Origin of the sequence: Pseudomonas arsenicoxydans, assembly GCF_900103875.1 — a bacterium.
Lineage (GTDB): Bacteria > Pseudomonadota > Gammaproteobacteria > Pseudomonadales > Pseudomonadaceae > Aquipseudomonas > Aquipseudomonas arsenicoxydans.
In genome coordinates this window covers 5,567,547-5,584,504 of record NZ_LT629705.1, presented here as the reverse complement: position 1 = coordinate 5,584,504, position 16,958 = coordinate 5,567,547, and the positions used below count along the sequence as shown (strand labels likewise).

Genomic DNA, 16,958 nt, shown 5'->3' with positions numbered 1-16,958 from the left:
CGAGCGCGATGGCGCCAGTGCAGTTACCGCAAATCTGACGGCAGAACTGCTTACTTCGGCCCGAGAATCTTAGCCAATTTGTCCGGCGACGGCGCACCTTGCTGTTGTTGCAACTCGCCCTTGTCATCCATATAGAAAATCGCCGGAGTGGCCTGTAGCTCCAGGTCTTCCATCAACTGCATATTGGCCGCGAGCTTGGCCTGAATCGCTGGCGGTACATCTTTCAGGGCTTTGAGCGAACTGCCTTTGCCAGACTTTTCGTGCTCTTCCAGCGCCTTGCTCGGGTCCTTGGCGGCGAGCAGCGCGGCGGACTTGCCCGGGCTGTCTTCGCGAATGATCCCGACCATGATATGGCGCAATTGCACCTTGCCGGCCTTGACCCACGGCCGCGCCTGTTCCCAGAACATGTTGCAGTAAGGGCAGTTCGGATCGCTGAACAGGTAGACGACACGCGGTGCATCCTTGGCGCCGTCACCGATCCAGTTGCTGGCTTCCATTTTCCCCCAGATTTCCTTGGCCATCGGTGCGTAGACCAACTTCTGCAACGGAGCGTTGCTCAGGTCATTGCCTTCGGCGTCGTACAAATTGCCCAGCAGAACGTGTTTGCCATCCGGGGTCAGGTACAGCGCCATGCCACGGTTCTGGTATTGCGCCGCGTAACCACGCAGACCATCGGGCGCATCGAACTGGCCGACGATTTTGGCGCCTTTGGCTTCGATTTTCTTGATTGCGTCAGGCAATTCTTCGGCGGCCTGCACTGACGGCAGGTGCAGAAGCGCGGCACCGAGGGTCAGCGTCAGCAGGTGGCGGAGGCGGGGCATGGCAATTTCCTTGAAGGGGTGGCCGAGGTGGCAGGAAGAGGGGAGTCGAAATTTTCCAGGGCTCGGGCCAGGCTGGCATCCGACAGTTCGCCCAAATGGCTGCCCAGCAAGCGACCGTCCGGGCTATAGAACAGCGTCGTCGGCAATGCCATGGAGCCCACGGCCTGGCCCAATCGACCGCTGCCATCGAACAGCACGTTGGTCAGGCTCAGGCCCTGGGTCTCGAGGAACGTACTGACGCTTTGCATGCTTTCGGCCTGATTGACGAACAGAAAGGTCAGGTCCGGGCGCTGCTGCTGGGCATTTTCCAGCACCGGCATTTCCCGACGGCAGGGCGGACACCAAGTGGCCCACAGGTTGATGACCAACGGGCCGCCCTTATAGTCCGCCAGTTGCACGGTTTCGCCGGCGGCATTGCGCAGAGTGATTTCCGGCAGGCGGGTGCCTTGTTCGTAAATGCTCAGGGAGAAGGTCGCCAGCAGCCAGAACGCCAGGCCGCTGGCCACGCCAAAGCCCAGCGGACGGCGCAGGCCCGGGCGTCGCCAACTGCGATACAACGCCGCGAGTAACAGCACCAAGACCCCGGGCCAGGCGAGGAAACCACCATCACGCAGGTCGATGATCTGCCACGGATCGTTGCGATATTGCGCCCAATAGGCGACCACGAAACTGATTCGGGCTGCCAACAGACCGAGCAAGAACAGGCTGAACAGCACCGACTCCGGATTTTCGCCGCCGCGCTTGGCCACTCGCCAGCCGACAAAGGTCGCCAACGCCAACGCACTGATCAGCAGCAAATGGTTAAGCGCGATGGCAAAAGTGCCGAGGGTAAAGGTCAGCATTAACGAGCGTCTCGGGTGGTGGTCCAGCGTTGCAGGAATGTGTCGGCATCCACCTCACCGGTGATGCGCTGGCTGCGGCGTTCTTCACCGTCGGCGCCGATCCACACGAAACTCGGTGGCCCCGGCACTTTATAACGGCCGAGCAGTTCGCGGCTGGCGGCATTGTCGGCCGTCACGTCCAGCCGTAGCAAGCGCACATCACTCAAGGCTTGCATCACGTTGGCTTTGCCGAAGACCGTTTTTTCCATGACTTTGCACGACACGCACCAGTCTGCGTAGTAGTCCAGCAACACCCATTGGCCCTGGGCCTTGGCGGCGTCCAGTTCCTGTTGCAGCGCTTGTGGACTGTTGATCGTGGTGAACGCCTCGTGACCGCTTGGGCGAGTGGTATTGCCGGAAGCTGCGGCGCTGTAGATCTGCAACGGTTTCAGCAGATCACCACTGCCGCCGGCGGCACCGATCAGCAGCAGGCTGCCCCAGATCCCGAGCAGCAGCGAGCTGGCGCCAAACAGGTGGGCAATGCGGCCAAAACCCTGCGATTGTTTCCAGGCACTGAACGCGGCGATCAGCAGCAAGGCACCGCACAGGCCGATCCACAACGACTCATCCAGCACCGGGCGCAACATCAGCAAAGCCGTCGCCAGGAACAGGAAACCGAACACGCCTTTGAGCAGGTTCATCCAGGCACCGGGTTTGGGCAGGAAGCGATTGCCCACCGTCACCAGCAACAGCAGCGGCACACCGATGCCGATGCCCATGGCAAACAGAATCAACCCGCCATGCAAGGCGTTGCCGCTTTGCGCGATATAAAGCAGGGCGCCGGCCAATGGCGCGGTCATGCACGGGCCAACCAGCAAACCGGACAAGGCCCCCAGCACGCCGGCGCCGACCAGGCTGCCCCCGCGCTGATTGCGCGAGACGTTTTCCAGTCGATCGCGCACGGCCACCGGCAGTTGCAACTCGAAGAAGCCGAACATTGGCAATGCCAACAGCACGAACACCGCCGCGAAGCTGCCCAGCAGCCATGGGTTCTGCAACAACGCCTGAAGGTTCGCACCGAGCAGCGCGGCCAACACGCCCATCGCGGCATACACCAGCGCCATGCTGACAACGTAGCTGCCCGCCAGGGCAAACCCGCGTTTGGGCGCGGCACCACTGCCGACGATCAAACCGGCCAGGATCGGTAGCATCGGCAACGAACAAGGCGTGAACGCCAGCAGCAGGCCCAAGCCAAAGAACACCAGCAAGCTCCAGCCCAGTGCCCGTTGTTGCAGGTCACTGGCCAGGGCTTGATCCGGCGCCTCGTCGGTCGCAGCGACCGTCGATGTTGCGCCCAGATCCACGACCTGGGTTTGCGGCGGATAACATAAGCCAGCATCGGCGCAGCCCTGGAAGCCGACCTTGATCAGCCCGGTCACGCCTGCTGGAACCTTCAGTTCAAGGCCCTGGCGATAAACCTCTTGTTCACCAAAGAACTCGTCACTGTGGGATTCGCCTTCCGGTAATACAGGATGCTGCTCCGGGGTCAATCCCTCGAACTTCAGACGTTTCTGATACAGGTAATAGCCGTCGGTGATTTGCCAATAGAGTTGTGTTTCGCCCGACTCAAGGCGTTCGGACGTGAAGATGAAGGCTTTGCCAACGGGAAGGAAGTCGGGTTTGGATTCAAATGGATTGTTGCCAGCCTGTGCCTGAGCGAGGCTGGCAAACAATCCAAAAACAAGCAGGAAAAAAACACGCATCGGCAACGCCTTGGAATTTACAGGTGCCGATCACGATGAGGGGCATCGATTAACCGGGTGTTAACGCAAGGCGTCAGCGAATGTCTTGATGTTTCAAACGTGCTCCGCGGTTCAGCTTGTGTATTTAGCGAGCATCGTTATAGGTCAGTCGGTATTCGGACAGGGCACCATGAGTGCGCTTCCACTCCTGTGCGAAGGTCGTGGCTGACTCGATTTGTGCTGCGGTCATGCCGCCACCTATTTGCGCAAGATTACTGATCGCGGTATCGAGTTGGAGAAAGTCACGAGTGCTGTCAATCACCAGCCAGATCAACCCATAACCTTTCACAAGGTCTTGTTCATATCCGTATTCATTGGCGTCTTCCTCGTCTGTGTAGTCAAAGGCGAGCGCGTACCCATAATCGAGTACCGCATTGACGTCGCTGAGCTGCACCCTTTTTTCCAGCCATTGGCGCTTTGCAGCTTTATCATTGCTGCCTGGTCTGCGATTGCTATACCAGAGCATGGCTTTAGGGAATCCGGCATCGGCGGCCTTTTTAAGCAGATCATTAACGGCCGCATGACGAACGACTGCGTCCGAAATAAGCGTTGTATCCTTGTCATACCGCAGTGCCAGGATGTATTGCCCTTCTTGAAAGTTCGCCTCGGCGGATTTTTTCAGCCATTCAATATCCTGGGTCAGTTCATACATCTGAAGCATTGCTTCGCCGCTGCCTCCATCGGCTGCTGCCTGAGCCAGCGTTTTGGCTTTCTTCAGGGAGGCCTCGTCTGCCAGCCGCATCAAGGCGTAAACATGATCCTGGGCGGCGGCGAGCCGGTACCATTTTTTTGCTTCTTCGCTCACAGCTTTGTCCTGTCGCCTGAACACTTCGCCCAAGGCAAACTGCGCCGTAGCATCACCGGCACAGGCCGGAACCTTCAAATAAGCTTCCGCATGGGTGAACTCGCCCAGGTTGTACAGTTCCATTCCTCTTTTTTTTGCGATTTCCTGCTGCTGTTGCACGGATTTGATCAATAAAGTCAGGTTTTCGAGAAAACCGAACAGCATCGTCAGTGCATCGGGATGGGTATACATCATTGATTCCTGTGTTCATGGAGGGTTGAGGTGCTACCCGACACAGGCTATTGAATGAAGAGAAGTGAAGTGCGGTACATAGTTACCGCATGCCATGAAATGACGACTTGCCGGGACAGCCATCGTTGACCGCGACATAATCCCGGGTTGATCGGTAGCCGTTTTAATCAACGCATTTGCACGGGTAGAGCGATGCTCAAGGTCGCCGAGCTTGACGTAATGGTGCTCGACCTTGGCTTGCCTGATGAAGACGGCCTGGGACTCGGTCACCGACAGTGTCGACGGCTTGCAGGCCGGCGCCGACGATTACCTGCTCAAGCCATTCGACCTGCGGGAACTGGCAGCACGCCTGCACACGCTGTTGCGGCGAGTGGCGGGGCGCAGCGTCAACCTGATCGAACACGGCCGTTTGACCACAATCGACGCATGGGTAAGCCTTTTCCCTGTGCAAGTGAGGTGCACAATGGGCAGCGGCAAACCGATTATTAACCATCGCCGGACTGCCCACGAAGTCGCTCATGGACAGTCATCAACTTCAATCCTTAATTGCGCAATAGCCCTGGCCAGGATTCGTCGTTCACTGAATGGGGGCCAGACACCAGAGCATTTTCAGGAATGTTGTATATCAGGTACTGATGGTCAGTCAGAAAAATATAGTAATAATTATCGGCAAGCGTACGGTCTTTTTGCATCCCTGTAATAATTCGGTCTTTATAGGGCGCCAGGCCTGGCCAGGTAGTCTCTGTGATAGGTTCAAGCCTTGTTGTTTGAGTGGGTGTCACTACCGGTTTAAAGAGGTTGTCGTCGTATTTGTCGCTCGCATAGTCGACTTTATGATTTTGAGGGGTTTCGCCCCAGTCCAGATAAAGAGAGTTTCCGTCGTTCAAGATGAATCGAAACAATGAACTGCGATTTACTTGCCACCATGTGCCGGTGATGATCCGGTCGAAATAGGGAAGCAGCCGTTTCCATTTGGTAGCTTCAACCGGCCTGGCGTCCATGACTTTGTCGGTGTCTTGATTATAGGCGCAGACCATAGGGGTCTCGTGCTCGTAATAGAACAGCCAGAGGATATCAAGATCAGAACGGTCCATTGGGCGGTCAAGCGTTAACGCCGTAGTCGAAAATCCAAATCGCAGGTTTTTTACGTGTTCGTCGAATGTCGCCCATCTTCCTTTAACCGTCCAGGGGTATCCATCCGCGACTTTATTGTCATCGATATCAAAGCGGGAGTAAGTGTTGGTGTTTTTGTAGAAAAAGTAGAACTTGTCTTTCCCTGCGCGCCAGTCGACGGCAACCACGTTAGTTAGTTTGGACATGATCTGAATCCTTTCAGTCAAATGAAGTTTTTGTTTGGGAGGTTTTTTAAATAGGCGGCTGGTTGTTTGTGCCGGGTTTAGATTATCGCAATGTAATCGCTGTTCGGTGTGATTTTTAAAGGGAGGTTGTTTCGGTTTGAGACCAGGCTATGTGTTGCCAACTAACGCCTAAAACAACTGGGCGATTATCAAATACCCTTCTGGTACGCTGGTGCGATGGCTGAACCGCAGGCCGCGCTTCTCGTTGGCAGTGGGGCTTGCCATAATTGCGGCTTAATCCTCGCCTGCTTCACTCGCGTTTTTAGCTCATGGAGCGCCCATGCACGTACTGGTTTGCGAAGACGATGAGCTGATTGCTAGCGGCATTGTCGCAGGGCTCACCGCCCAGGGTCTGACCGTGGAGCATGTCGCCACGGCGTCCGCTGCGCGGGCGATGCTCAAGGTCGCCGAGTTCGACGTAATGGTGCTCGACCTTGGCTTGCCTGATGAAGACGGTCTGAAGCTATTACAGCAGTTACGCCATCAAGGTCTGGAAATCCCCGTGCTGATTCTGACGGCCCGGGACTCGGTCACTGACCGTGTCGACGGCTTGCAGGCCGGCGCCGACGATTACCTGCTCAAGCCATTCGACCTGCGCGAACTGGCCGCGCGCCTGCACACGCTGCTGCGGCGAGTGGCGGGGCGCAGCGTCAACTTGATCGAACATGGCCGTTTGACCTACGACCCGAGCAGCCGCGAAACCATGCTGGGCGGTCAGCCGGTGGACTTGTCCCGTCGTGAGCAGTCGCTGTTGCAGGCCTTGTTGCATAACCGTGGTCGGGTGCTGTCGACCGAGCAACTGAAAGACAGCGTTTATGGTTTTAACGATGAGCTGGAAAGCAACGCCCTCAACGTGCATATCCATCACCTGCGGCGCAAGCTCGGCAATGGCATTGTCGAGACAGTGCGCGGCCTGGGCTATCGCCTGGGGCCGGCCGATGGCGGAGAGGAATTGAAAAAGTGATGAGCCTGCGTTTGCGCTTGAGCCTGACGCTCGGCGCCGCCTTTGCGTTGATCTGGGCCTTGGCGGCAGCCTGGATGCTCAGCGACTTGCGCAATCAGATGATGTTTTCCCTCGATCAGCGGCTGGTGGCGTCGGCGCGTATGGTCGCCGGCCTGATGGAGCAATTGCCGCCGCTGCCGACCAAGGGCGAGGGTACGCATTTCAGCGCCGAACAATTGAACATCCCCGGTGGCATGGCCTGCCAGGTCAGTTCCTTGCGTGGCGAAATCCTCGCCCGCAGTCACAGCGAGCCGCAACAAACACTGGAAGCCGAGAAACTGGGCTTCCACGATCAGATGATCGATGGCGCGCCGTGGCGCAGTTTCACCCTGTCGCGCGGTGATCTGCGCATCACCACCGCCGACCGGCAGATTGAGCGTGAAGCTCTAAACATGTCGATCCTGCTGGCCGCGTCGGTGCCGGTAGGCGTCGCATTGCTCGGCTGCCTGTGCCTGCTCTGGCTCGGAATCGGCCAAGGGCTGGCGCCGCTCAACCGGATGCGTGATGCGTTGATGCGGCGCAGCGCCGACTCCCTTGAACCGCTGCAAATCCAGCCGCTGCCCAGCGAGCTGCAACCGCTGTTGGACACCCAGAATCAACTGTTCCAGCGCATCGGCAAGACAATCGAACGCGAGCGACGCCTGACGGGTGACGCGGCGCATGAATTGCGCAGCCCGCTGACCGCGATCAAGACTCACCTGCAAGTGGCACGCATGACCGACGGCGCCGCGCGGGATCAGTCCCTGGCCCGGGCTGAAGAAGGCGCCGACCGCATGCACCGCACCCTGGAACAACTGCTGTTGCTGGCGCGTGTCGAAGGCAGTTTGTCGTTCGATGACGGTGTGCAATGCAGCGCCGAGCAAGTGGCGAAACTGGCGATTCAGGATGCGGCCAGTGGCGATCGTCAGCGGATCAAGTTCCAAACGCCGGCGAAGTTCTCCGTTGCACCGGTGCAAATGCCGGCCGTGTTGTCGATTGCGGCGTTGCGCAACCTGCTGGACAACGCCCTGCGCCATACTCCGGGTGAAGGGCCGGTTGAGCTGACCCTGGAGACCACCGGTAATCGAGTTCGCTTTCTGGTCCGCGATCACGGCCCGGGCATTGCCGAAGACGACCTGCAACACCTGACCCAGCGATTCTGGCGCAATGGCCAGAGCACCGGCTGCGGCCTGGGGCTGGCAATTGTCCAGGCGATCGTTCAGCGCTGTGGCTGCACGTTGCACTTCGACAGCCGACCGGACGGGTTGCGCGTTGAACTGACCATGCCATTACAACCGCTCTAACCAACACCACACCCCGTAGGAGCTGTCGAGTGAGACGAGGCTGCGATCTTTTGATCTTGATCTTAAAAAATCAAAGTCAAAAGATCGCAGCCTCGTTTCACTCGACAGCTCCTACATTGGTTTGGGTTGCACATTAAAAGTAACGTCTCTCCATTAGTCGCGGGGCTCGAACGGCGCTATCGTCCCCGGCAGCTTTTTCTCAATGGATTGAGGTACAGCGCCATGGATGCACCCCTGAATATCTGTCAGGCAACCCCCGCCGACGCCAGCATTATCAGCCGGATCGTCGAGCGTTCCATTCGCGTCGGTTGCGCGCTCGACCACCGCAACGACCCGCGAACCGTTGCCGCCTGGACCCACAACAAAACCACCGAGCACATACGGTCCTGGCTGACGGATCAACGGCTTTACCTGAACATCGCCCTGTTGCAGGACAAGCCGGTGGGGGTCGCGATGGCGGCGATCAACGACAAAGTTGCGTTCTGCTACGTGCAGCCTGAATGGTTTCGTCGTGGTGCTGGTGAGGCGCTGGTACGCGACCTCGAAGGCTGGTTGATCGAGCGGGGCGCGCGTCAGGCTAGGCTCAACAGCACTCGGACAAGCGAGGCTTTTTATCTGCATTTGGGTTATCGACCCTGCGCCGACACCTTCGCCGTGGCAGGTCTTCATGCCATTCCGATGCACAAGACATTGGTGCCCCGTTTATATACCCAACCCCAAAATATTCTTACGTGAGCAGCATTACCTGTGGGAGCGAGCCTGCTCGCGATAGCGTCCTTCATTCGATATAGATGTTGGCTGACTCACCGCAATCGCGGGCAAGCCCGCTCCCACAAAGAACCAGTATTCAGTTCAGATTGGGATATTGCTCGATCCAACACGAAACATGGTTCACGAGATCACTGTCCGGCCATTGATGGGCAAATCCGACTCCCTAAGATGGATCGTAGACGCCTGAACCCCGCGAGCCCGAGCGAGCCTCTCCATGACCTCAGCAAGAACCCTTTACGACAAACACATCGATTCCCACACGGTGTGTCGCCTCGATGACCAGGGCCACGTCCTGTTGTACATCGATCGCCAGGTCAAGGGCCGCCCCTTTTCGCCGACCATCACCAGCGCAATGCCGAACAGCACCGAAACGAACAGCACCGGCAAGATTTCGCCCTGGGAGAACGCCTCGAAAAACGTCGTCGGAATCATATGCAACAGAAACCCGGTCACGCCTTCGCCGTGTTGCGCCTGGCCGACAAAACCGGCGATGGCGGAGGTGTCGAGGGTCTTCACATCAATGTTGAAACCGGCGCCCGGATGCAGCGCATGGGCGGCCAGCAAGCCGATCAACAGCGCGATGCTCGAGACCACTTCGAAATACAGCAACGCCTTGCCGCCAACCCGGCCCACCTGTTTCACGTCGTGCATGCTGGTGATCCCGGAGACCACGGTGCAGAAGATAATCGGGCCGATGATCATCTTGATCAGCTTGATAAAACCGTCGCCCAACGGCTTGAGGTCGATGCCGACTTGCGGCCAGTAATACCCGATAGCGATGCCCAGCGCGATGGCGATAAGCACCTGCACATAGAGGGTTCCCAGCAGTTTTCTGATTGTCATTTTTATTATCTCCAGACGTTTTTTGGGCGTGACGATTCCGCGCGGGCCAGTGACGGCCCGCGGCGGAAGGTGGGTTCAGGTCAGTGAGACGCGGCTGTCAGCGCAGGAAGCCGAGGACTTCGGCGAGCAGCAATTCAGGGGCTTCTTCGGCGATGTAATGGCCGGCGGGCAGGGCTTTGCCACGCACGTCGGTGGCGACGAGTTGCCATTCCTTGAGCGGTTCGAAACACCGGCCAACCGTGCCTTCGGCGCCCCATAGCACCAGCAGCGGCAGGTTCAAATCACGCCCGGCGTCGATGTCGGCGCGGTCGTGTTCAAGGTCGATGCTGGCGCTGGCGCGATAGTCCTCGCAGATCCCGCGCGCGGTGCCCGGCAGTTTCAGGCAGCGCAGGTATTCGGCGAAGGCTTCAGGCGTGAAGGGTTTGAGCCCGGCGCTGCGGCTGCCCATGACGCTGCGCAAGTAGGCTTCAGGATCGGCTTCGATCAGGGTTTCCGGCAACGGCGCCGGGCGGATCAGGAAGAACCAGTGCCAATAAGCACGGGCGAAGGCTTCGTTGGTTTGCTCATACATCGACAAGGTCGGAGCGATGTCCAGCAGCACCATGCGTTGCACGGCATCGGGATGGTCCAGCGCCAGTCGATGGGCCACACGGGCGCCACGGTCGTGGGCCAGCACCGAAAACTGGTCGAAGCCCAGGGACTTCATCAACTCGACGCCGTCCTTGGCCATTTCGCGTTTGGAATAGTTGGTGTGGTGATCATTGGCGGGTGGTTTAGCGCTGTCGCCATAACCGCGCAGGTCGGCGGCAACCACGGTGAAATGCTCGGCCAACTGCTCAGCGATTTTGTGCCAGATGACGTGGGTTTGCGGATGACCGTGCAGCAACAGCAAGCCCGGCCCTGTGCCGCCGATGCGGTAGGCGATATCAACGCCATTGACGTGGCGCTGGTCTTTCAGGAATCCGGCGAACATGGGGAATGACTCCTTGTTGTAGTTGCCTGCATCCTGAAATTGTTCAGCGGTTAGGGCAAGGCGCAAAGCGTGGAGGGCTTGTTCATGAAGTGTGTTCAAGGAAGGCAAGATCGTTCCAACGCTCTGCGTGGGAATGCCTCAATGGACGCTCTGCGTCTACTTTTGGGACGCGGAGCGTCCCAGGCTGCATTCCCACGCAGAGCGTAGGAACGATCAGCCGCATGGGAACGATCGGTGGGCTCAGCCCTGCTTGAACATCTCTTTGGCCCGCTGCTCAATCTGCTCCTGCGTCAGGTCTTCCTTGCGCGTGGCCAGAAACCACAAATGCCCGTAAGGATCTTTCAAGGTCCCCGAGCGATCGCCATAAAACTGATCCTTGACCTCGGACACCACCGTGCCGCCGGCCGCAATCGCCTGTTTATAGGACTTGTCCACATCGTTCACATACAGATGCAGCCCCACGGAGGGCGACTTGTCCGGATTGCTCAACGGCCCCTGATCGCACGGCGTGCCCAGCATGATCGGACAATCGCCAATCCTCAGCTCGGCATGCCCGATGCCGCCATCCGGCATGGTCAGGCGCATGACTTCGGTCGCACCAAAGGCTTTCTTGTAAAACTCGATGGCTTCGGCCGCTTTCTGGATGCCCAGGTAAGGTGTGATGCTGTGATAGCCCTCTGGAATGGGTTTGACGCTCATGACGGTTCTCCCTTTTTGTTGTGAATTGAAGGTGTTCCTTCGCCGATTTCCGGTCGGATAACTATAGGTCAGCGCCTTTACTGCGACCGAGTGCCCGACGAGCAGCACCACTGTTCAGCGGTCACTAAGCCTTCAAAGTGAAGATCATCGGCAGTGTTCACAAAGCCCGTGTGGGACCGGGCTTGCTCGCGAAGGGGCTCAATTCGTTCCCAGATCAGCCTTCGATTCCAGCAGCTGCGCCCCCGGCCCTTGCTCTCCGAGCACATCACCGAAGTTACGCAACGGACACGCCTCCATCGACAAACACCCGCACCCGATGCAGCCATTGAGCTTGTCCCGCAGCAACGTCAATTGATTGATCCGCTCATCCAGATCCAGGCTCCACTGCGCCGACATTACCTTCCAGTCCGCCGCCGTGGGCGCGCGGTTATCCGGCAAGGCTTGCAATGCCTCGCCAATCTCCGCCAACGGAATCCCCAAGCGCTGAGCCACCTTGATCAACGCCACCCGCCGCAACACTTCCCGTGGATAACGCCGCTGATTGCCCTGGTTGCGATTGCTCTTGATCAGCCCCTTGGACTCATAAAAGTGCAGGGCCGTGACCGCTACGCCACTGCGCGCGGCCAGTTGGCCGACGGTGAGTTCCTTGTGCAGGTTTTGCGCGGTGATCATTTAGAAAATGCTCCTTGACCTCTAGTTAAGTCGAGGTTTTACCCTGCAGGCCTTCGGATCGCAAGCTCCGGCATTCACGTAAGTGGGGATTATTTATGCAGACGCCAGAGAAAAACCGCAGCTTTACCCAACTGATCGAATTCGAGATCGAACCCCATCAGCAACCCGCGCTCGTATCGGCCTTATCGAGACAGACTGAACGTCTGGCCCAGTGCAACAGCGGTTTTCTTAACGCCAGCATCCAGGCCAGCGAGGATGGCAGGCGTGTGCTCAACTACCTGCAATGGCAATCTCGCGAAGCGGGGGAGGCTGCGTTTCAAAGCTTTGAAAGCGGCGAGCAGGATTTCTGGCAGTTGATTCGCGCGCACCGGGCGAAAACCGTAACGTTCGGCTCGTTCCAGGTGTTGCACAGCCTGGAACGCAGCCACGACGACGCACTGCATTGCACTCTGGTGCCATGACGGGGTAAGGGCCTAAATCGACAACTGCATCAAGCGCTCACCCTGCACGTTTTCCGTAGGCCTGCGCTTGTTCACCGCCAGCTCGCCGATCTTGATCAGGCGCGTGCGCGTGACGTTGCGGCTCAAGCCGAGCAGGGCGGCGGTGTGCACCTGGTTGTAATGGCTGAAGCGATAGGCTGCTCGCAACAAGGCGTCTTCGACTTTCTCGTGCAGCGCACCGGCCTGTTCCTCGAAGAGCTTCTGAAAGGCCCGGTCGAGCAAGGCTTCCGGTGAGTCGTCGACATTGGTGTGGTAATCGTCCTGACGCTCGATACGCATGTTCGACAGGCGCAGGTCATCACGTTCGATCACGCCGTTGCGGCAGATCAGCAGGGTGTGGTGAATGACGTTTTCCAGTTCGCGGATGTTGCCTGGCCAACTGTAGCCGCGCAGCTTCAGCTCGGCCTCTTTGCTGATCGTCACGGTGCCGTAGCCGAGGCGCTGGCTGTAGGCTTCGACGAAATGTCGGGTCAGCGGCAGGATGTCGCCGGGACGGTCGCGCAACGGGCTCAGTTCCAGGCTGACGACGTCGAGGCGATAGTACAGGTCCTCGCGAAAATGCCCGGCGTTGATGGCTTTTTCCAACTGCACGTTGGTCGCCGCCAGCACCCGAACGTCGATGGGGATGCTCTTGCGCGAACCCAGGCGCACCACTTCGCGCTCCTGCAACACCCGCAGCAATTTAACCTGGATCGCCATCGGCAAATCGCCGATTTCATCGAGGAACAAGGTGCCGCCGTCGGCCTCTTCGAACCAGCCGGCCTTGGCGCTCAACGCGCCGGTGAACGCACCTTTCTCATGACCGAACAGCTCGGCTTCCACCAGGGATTCGGAGAACGCACCGCAGTTCACCGCCACGAACGGCCGGTTGCGGCGGGCGCTGAGGTTGTGGATATGCCGCGCCACCAGCTCCTTGCCGGTGCCGGTTTCGCCGATGATCAGCACGCTGGCTTCACTCGGTGCGACCTGTTGAATGTGGGCCAGCAAGGATTGGGATTTAGGGTCTTCGAACACCTGTGCGGTAGCGCGGATCGAAGTGGCCAGAGCGGGCGAGGGCGGTAGGGTCAGAAGTTGCATTGGGCAGGCTCCAGCAATGGAAGGCTATGAATAAAAAGTCGGGATCGGCAGGGACTGGTTCAACGCCCAGTCGCCCAGTTCATGGAGTTTGTAATCCACCGGATCGTGCAGGGTTTGCGTGCGCAAGTTGCGCCAGTGACGGTCCAGTCGCAGAGAGGCGTGAGTCGAGCGCGCCCCGGTGACTTCGAACAACCGGCTACAGATGTCCAGGCCGTTGCGCGTTGCCGCGACCTTGGCGGTGGCGATGGCGGTAGCCAGGTGGCCGCGTTCTTCGGCGCTTAGATTCGGGCCTCTTGCCCACGCCTTGTCGAGCAAATCGGCGGCGCGTTCCACCAGCAAGCGAACGCCTTCGAGGGCGACCCAGAACTCACCGTAGTGACCGAGCACATAAGGATCCTGACGCACATCCTGCGCGCTGGATTTGTGCCACGGTCGGGTTTCGGTCAGCGTGTATTGCCGCGCCTCTTCGAAGGCACCTTCGGCGATGCCGAGGAACATATGGGTGAACGTCAGCTGGGCAATCAACGGCCGCAGGCAGGCAAACGGCGTGCTCAGTGGGCCGGGGTCGAGCAGCAATTCCGATTCCTCGACACGGACTCGTTCGAACGTTGCGCTGCCGCTGTCGGTCTGGCGCTGGCCCATGTTGTTCCAGTCGTTGTGCAAGGTAATGCCGCTGCGACCGCTGGGAATCGCGGCGATCAACAGCTTGCCGCCGGCGCTTTCATCCACCGCCGAGGCGATCAGCATTTCTGAATCGCTGGCGCCTGAGCAGAAACTTTTCTTGCCGGAAAACTCACGCCAGCCGCCGAGGTTTTTCACTACGGTGCGAGTGTCCAGCGGGTTGAGGGCGTTGCCCCAGAACCAGTTTTTGCGCGCCGTCTGCTCGAACCAGGGTTGCCACTGTTCGGGCTTGGCGAACAGGCGCACGGTGGCGAGCATCAAGTGATGAAAACCGAAAACATGGGCAATCGAGCTGTCGACCTTGGCGAACTCGCGCACGATGCTCAGGGTGTCACTCCAGCTGGCGCCGAGGCCGCCGTACTGAGTGGGAATGCTTAACGCGAGCAGACCACTGTCGCGCAGCGCGTCACGCTCGGCCTTGGGTGTGCCGCCACGCTCGTCGCGCTCGACAGCGGTCAGGGCAAATCCGGCGGCCAGTTGGCGGGCGGTCTGCAAGGGTGATAACAGGGCGCTTTGCGGCTTGGCTGTCACGCGGAGTTCCTCATTTCTGACGACATACGCTGATCGTTCCCACGCTCCGCGTGGGAATGCAGCCCGTGACGCTCTGCGTCACTGGACGCGGAGCGTCCCTTGAGGCATTCCCACGCCGAGCGTGGGAACGATCAGCAGGAGAGGTTTTCAAGCCGTGGCTTTGGTGGGCAGCACGTCATTGGCGATCATTTCGCCGAACGGCCCGGTGAGGTTGGTGACGCCCCGCCCCGCCAGGCTCGCGTACGGCTCAGGCAGCAACGGGAACACCAGTTCGGCAAAGCGATACGCCTCTTCGAGGTGCGGGTAGCCGGAGAAGATAAAACTCTCGATGCCCAGGTCCGCGTATTCCTTGATCCGCGCCGCCACTTGCTGCGGATCGCCTACCAACGCCGTCCCGGCACCGCCACGCACCAGGCCGACACCGGCCCACAGGTTGGGTGCGATTTCCAGGTTGTCACGTCGCCCGTCATGCAGCGCTGCCATGCGTCGCTGGCCTTCGGAGTCGAAACGCGAGAAGGATTTCTGCGCGGCGGCAATGGTCTCGTCGCTGATGTGCTCGATCAGTTTGTCGGCGGCTTTCCAGGCCTCTTCGGCCGTTTCGCGAACGATCACGTGCAAGCGAATGCCGAATTTCACCGTGCGACCGTTTCGGGCTGCCCGCTCACGCACATCCGCGAGTTTTTCCGCCACGGCGGCCGGCGGCTCGCCCCAGGTCAGGTAGACATCGACCTGCTCGGCGGCGAGTTCATGGGCCGCTTCGGAGGAACCGCCGAAGTACAGCGGCGGATACGGTTTCTGCACCGGCGGATACAGCGCCTTGGCGTTCTGCACTTGCAGGTGTTTACCTTCGAAATCCACCGATTCGCCTTGCAGCACGCGGCGCCAGATCTGCAGGAACTCGTCGGTGACTTCATAGCGTTCGCTGTGATCGAGGAAGATCCCGTCACCGCGGTTTTCATCGGGATCACCGCCGGTCACAACGTTGATCAGCAAACGGCCATTGGACAGTCGATCCAGGGTGGCGGCCATGCGCGCCGAAACCGTTGGCGAGATGATCCCAGGACGGATCGCCACCAGATAACGCAGGCGTTCAGTCAGCGGCACCAACGCCGAGGCAATCACCCACGAATCCTCGCAGGAGCGCCCGGTCGGAATCAGCACGCCGTGGTAGCCGAGGCTGTCAGCGGCCTGTGCCACTTGTTTGAGGTAATTGAGAGTGACCGGGCGGGCGCCCTGGGTCGTGCCCAGGTAATGACCATCGCCGTGGGTCGGCAGAAACCAGAAAACATCCATGAAGAAATCCTTAAGCGATTTTCAGCAGATTTTTGGGGTGCACGCCAAACAACGGCGCGGCGCGTTCTGCAGCAAGGCGAATGCGGGCCTTCAAGGGCTCACTGGTTATTTGGTAATTGGAGAAATCGGCTTCGGTGGCGTAGACGCCAATCGGCAAGGTCAAGGCCTGGAAGAAACTGAACAGTGGCCGCAACTGATGATCGAGCATCAGCGCATGACGCTCGCTGCCACCGGTGGCGGCGAGCAGCACGGGGGTGTCGATCAGCGCATTGAGATCGATGAGGTCGAACAGATGTTTGAGCAGGCCAGGGTAGGAACCGCGATACACCGGCGCGGCAACGATCAGCAGGTCGGCGTTCTCGATGGCTTGCAGCTCGGTCTCGATCTCGGCACTCAGTTCCTGACGCGACAGGGCGGCGCCCAGTGGCCGGGCGATGTCGCCCAGTTCGATCAACGTGCTCTCGATCGGCAAATGCTCGGCCAACTCGGCCAACAGTGCCTGAGTCAGCACCAGGGTACGGGACGGACGCCAGGTTCCGCCGGAGAGGGCAACGACTTTCAATGGGCGCGACATGATCAGTTCCTTTTTAAACAGTTGCTCAGCGAGCAGTGAGTAGTCACAGGGCTTGAGCAAGAGCTGTACCAATCCTTCAAAGCCACGTTTTCCGGGGCTTGCAGCGTGTTGAGCCACATGCACTGTTCAATTGGTGAGGCTGTTTGTTGAAACGCTGTTGCCTGACAAACAGTTGCGTGGACAACAGTTGCGTTGGCACTGACGTTGTTTATAAAGGCTG

16 protein-coding genes and 2 pseudogenes are annotated in these 16,958 nt (G+C 59.0%); 5 read left to right on the top strand and 13 right to left on the bottom strand.

The annotated features are described in order from the left end of the window. Positions 1–50: 50 nt before the first annotated feature. The 4 genes from dsbG to BLQ41_RS26045 form a co-directional block, all read right to left on the bottom strand. Positions 51–821: a thiol:disulfide interchange protein DsbG gene (dsbG, locus tag BLQ41_RS26060; protein WP_090186301.1), complete on the bottom strand. Its 771-nt coding sequence runs from the start codon at positions 819–821 to the stop codon at positions 51–53. Then, a complete protein-coding gene (locus tag BLQ41_RS26055) occupies positions 797–1,663 on the bottom strand; it encodes a TlpA disulfide reductase family protein (protein ID WP_090186299.1) in 867 nt (288 codons plus the stop codon). Before BLQ41_RS26055 ends, dsbG begins: the two co-directional genes overlap by 25 nt. Next, positions 1,663–3,405 (bottom strand): protein-disulfide reductase DsbD, encoded by a 1,743-nt coding sequence (gene dsbD, locus BLQ41_RS26050; RefSeq protein WP_090186296.1) that lies wholly within the window; start codon positions 3,403–3,405, stop codon positions 1,663–1,665. The genes BLQ41_RS26055 and dsbD overlap by 1 nt, the downstream gene beginning before the upstream one ends. Positions 3,406–3,529: 124 nt before the next feature. Further along, complete coding sequence (locus tag BLQ41_RS26045; protein WP_090186294.1) at positions 3,530–4,480, bottom strand: tetratricopeptide repeat protein; 951 nt, start codon at positions 4,478–4,480, stop codon at positions 3,530–3,532. A 186-nt stretch (positions 4,481–4,666) separates the two neighbouring features. Between BLQ41_RS26045 and BLQ41_RS31180 the strand changes: the two are divergent. Further along, positions 4,667–4,979 (top strand): annotated as a pseudogene (locus BLQ41_RS31180) (DNA-binding response regulator); the annotation flags it as partial. Positions 4,980–5,022: 43 nt separating this feature from the next. On the opposite strand, the gene BLQ41_RS26035 reads toward BLQ41_RS31180, so the two are convergent. Next, positions 5,023–5,799, bottom strand: coding sequence for a hypothetical protein (locus BLQ41_RS26035; RefSeq protein ID WP_090186291.1), 777 nt, complete (start codon positions 5,797–5,799; stop codon positions 5,023–5,025). A 319-nt stretch (positions 5,800–6,118) separates the two neighbouring features. On the opposite strand from BLQ41_RS26035, the gene BLQ41_RS26030 reads away from it, so the two are divergent. The 3 genes from BLQ41_RS26030 to BLQ41_RS26020 all read left to right on the top strand — a co-directional run bounded on the left by BLQ41_RS26030 (position 6,119) and on the right by BLQ41_RS26020 (position 8,859). Continuing rightward, complete coding sequence (locus BLQ41_RS26030; RefSeq protein WP_090186288.1) at positions 6,119–6,802, top strand: response regulator; 684 nt, start codon at positions 6,119–6,121, stop codon at positions 6,800–6,802. Then, positions 6,799–8,124 (top strand): ATP-binding protein, encoded by a 1,326-nt coding sequence (locus BLQ41_RS26025; protein ID WP_090186287.1) that lies wholly within the window; start codon positions 6,799–6,801, stop codon positions 8,122–8,124. The genes BLQ41_RS26030 and BLQ41_RS26025 overlap by 4 nt, the downstream gene beginning before the upstream one ends. A gap of 222 nt (positions 8,125–8,346) precedes the next feature. Beyond that, positions 8,347–8,859 (top strand): GNAT family N-acetyltransferase, encoded by a 513-nt coding sequence (locus tag BLQ41_RS26020; RefSeq protein ID WP_090186284.1) that lies wholly within the window; start codon positions 8,347–8,349, stop codon positions 8,857–8,859. 351 nt (positions 8,860–9,210) lie between these two features. Here BLQ41_RS26020 and BLQ41_RS26015 read toward each other — a convergent pair. The 4 genes and pseudogenes from BLQ41_RS26015 to soxR all read right to left on the bottom strand — a co-directional run. Continuing rightward, a pseudogene (locus BLQ41_RS26015) lies at positions 9,211–9,738 on the bottom strand (cation:dicarboxylate symporter family transporter); the annotation flags it as partial. Positions 9,739–9,835: 97 nt separating this feature from the next. Next, on the bottom strand, positions 9,836–10,711 hold the full coding sequence (locus BLQ41_RS26010; protein WP_090186281.1) for an alpha/beta fold hydrolase: 876 nt from the start codon (positions 10,709–10,711) through the stop codon (positions 9,836–9,838). A gap of 240 nt (positions 10,712–10,951) precedes the next feature. Then, positions 10,952–11,410 carry a VOC family protein gene (locus BLQ41_RS26005; RefSeq protein WP_090186279.1) on the bottom strand — a complete coding sequence of 153 codons (459 nt, stop codon included), beginning with the start codon at positions 11,408–11,410 and terminating at the stop codon, positions 10,952–10,954. A gap of 198 nt (positions 11,411–11,608) precedes the next feature. Then, positions 11,609–12,082, bottom strand: coding sequence for a redox-sensitive transcriptional activator SoxR (gene soxR / locus BLQ41_RS26000; protein WP_090186275.1), 474 nt, complete (start codon positions 12,080–12,082; stop codon positions 11,609–11,611). Between the two features lie 95 nt (positions 12,083–12,177). Between soxR and BLQ41_RS25995 the strand changes: the two genes are divergently transcribed. Then, positions 12,178–12,543, top strand: coding sequence for an antibiotic biosynthesis monooxygenase (locus BLQ41_RS25995; protein WP_090186272.1), 366 nt, complete (start codon positions 12,178–12,180; stop codon positions 12,541–12,543). 12 nt (positions 12,544–12,555) lie between these two features. Here BLQ41_RS25995 and BLQ41_RS25990 read toward each other — a convergent pair whose 3' ends face one another. The 4 genes from BLQ41_RS25990 to msuE all read right to left on the bottom strand — a co-directional run bounded on the left by BLQ41_RS25990 (position 12,556) and on the right by msuE (position 16,738). Then, on the bottom strand, positions 12,556–13,659 hold the full coding sequence (locus BLQ41_RS25990; protein WP_090186269.1) for a sigma-54 interaction domain-containing protein: 1,104 nt from the start codon (positions 13,657–13,659) through the stop codon (positions 12,556–12,558). 24 nt (positions 13,660–13,683) lie between these two features. Beyond that, positions 13,684–14,871, bottom strand: coding sequence for an acyl-CoA dehydrogenase family protein (locus tag BLQ41_RS25985; protein ID WP_090186266.1), 1,188 nt, complete (start codon positions 14,869–14,871; stop codon positions 13,684–13,686). A 147-nt stretch (positions 14,872–15,018) separates the two neighbouring features. Continuing rightward, positions 15,019–16,164 (bottom strand): FMNH2-dependent alkanesulfonate monooxygenase, encoded by a 1,146-nt coding sequence (gene ssuD / locus BLQ41_RS25980; protein ID WP_090186264.1) that lies wholly within the window; start codon positions 16,162–16,164, stop codon positions 15,019–15,021. Between the two features lie 10 nt (positions 16,165–16,174). Beyond that, the gene (msuE, locus tag BLQ41_RS25975) at positions 16,175–16,738 is read right to left on the bottom strand and encodes an FMN reductase (protein ID WP_090188837.1); all 564 of its coding nucleotides are present in this window, start codon (positions 16,736–16,738) and stop codon (positions 16,175–16,177) included. Between the last annotated feature and the right edge of the window lie 220 nt (positions 16,739–16,958).

Coding starts and splice junctions, on each gene's coding strand:
- BLQ41_RS26030 (WP_090186288.1), top strand. CDS start 6,119: ATGCACGTACTGGTTTGCGAAGACGATGAGCTGATTGCTAGCGGCATT.
- BLQ41_RS26055 (WP_090186299.1), bottom strand. CDS start 1,663: ATGCTGACCTTTACCCTCGGCACTTTTGCCATCGCGCTTAACCATTTG.
- msuE (WP_090188837.1), bottom strand. CDS start 16,738: ATGTCGCGCCCATTGAAAGTCGTTGCCCTCTCCGGCGGAACCTGGCGT.
- BLQ41_RS26045 (WP_090186294.1), bottom strand. CDS start 4,480: ATGTATACCCATCCCGATGCACTGACGATGCTGTTCGGTTTTCTCGAA.
- BLQ41_RS25990 (WP_090186269.1), bottom strand. CDS start 13,659: ATGCAACTTCTGACCCTACCGCCCTCGCCCGCTCTGGCCACTTCGATC.
- BLQ41_RS26035 (WP_090186291.1), bottom strand. CDS start 5,799: ATGTCCAAACTAACTAACGTGGTTGCCGTCGACTGGCGCGCAGGGAAA.
- BLQ41_RS25995 (WP_090186272.1), top strand. CDS start 12,178: ATGCAGACGCCAGAGAAAAACCGCAGCTTTACCCAACTGATCGAATTC.
- dsbD (WP_090186296.1), bottom strand. CDS start 3,405: ATGCGTGTTTTTTTCCTGCTTGTTTTTGGATTGTTTGCCAGCCTCGCT.
- BLQ41_RS26005 (WP_090186279.1), bottom strand. CDS start 11,410: ATGAGCGTCAAACCCATTCCAGAGGGCTATCACAGCATCACACCTTAC.
- BLQ41_RS26020 (WP_090186284.1), top strand. CDS start 8,347: ATGGATGCACCCCTGAATATCTGTCAGGCAACCCCCGCCGACGCCAGC.
- ssuD (WP_090186264.1), bottom strand. CDS start 16,164: ATGGATGTTTTCTGGTTTCTGCCGACCCACGGCGATGGTCATTACCTG.
- dsbG (WP_090186301.1), bottom strand. CDS start 821: ATGCCCCGCCTCCGCCACCTGCTGACGCTGACCCTCGGTGCCGCGCTT.
- BLQ41_RS26010 (WP_090186281.1), bottom strand. CDS start 10,711: ATGTTCGCCGGATTCCTGAAAGACCAGCGCCACGTCAATGGCGTTGAT.
- soxR (WP_090186275.1), bottom strand. CDS start 12,082: ATGATCACCGCGCAAAACCTGCACAAGGAACTCACCGTCGGCCAACTG.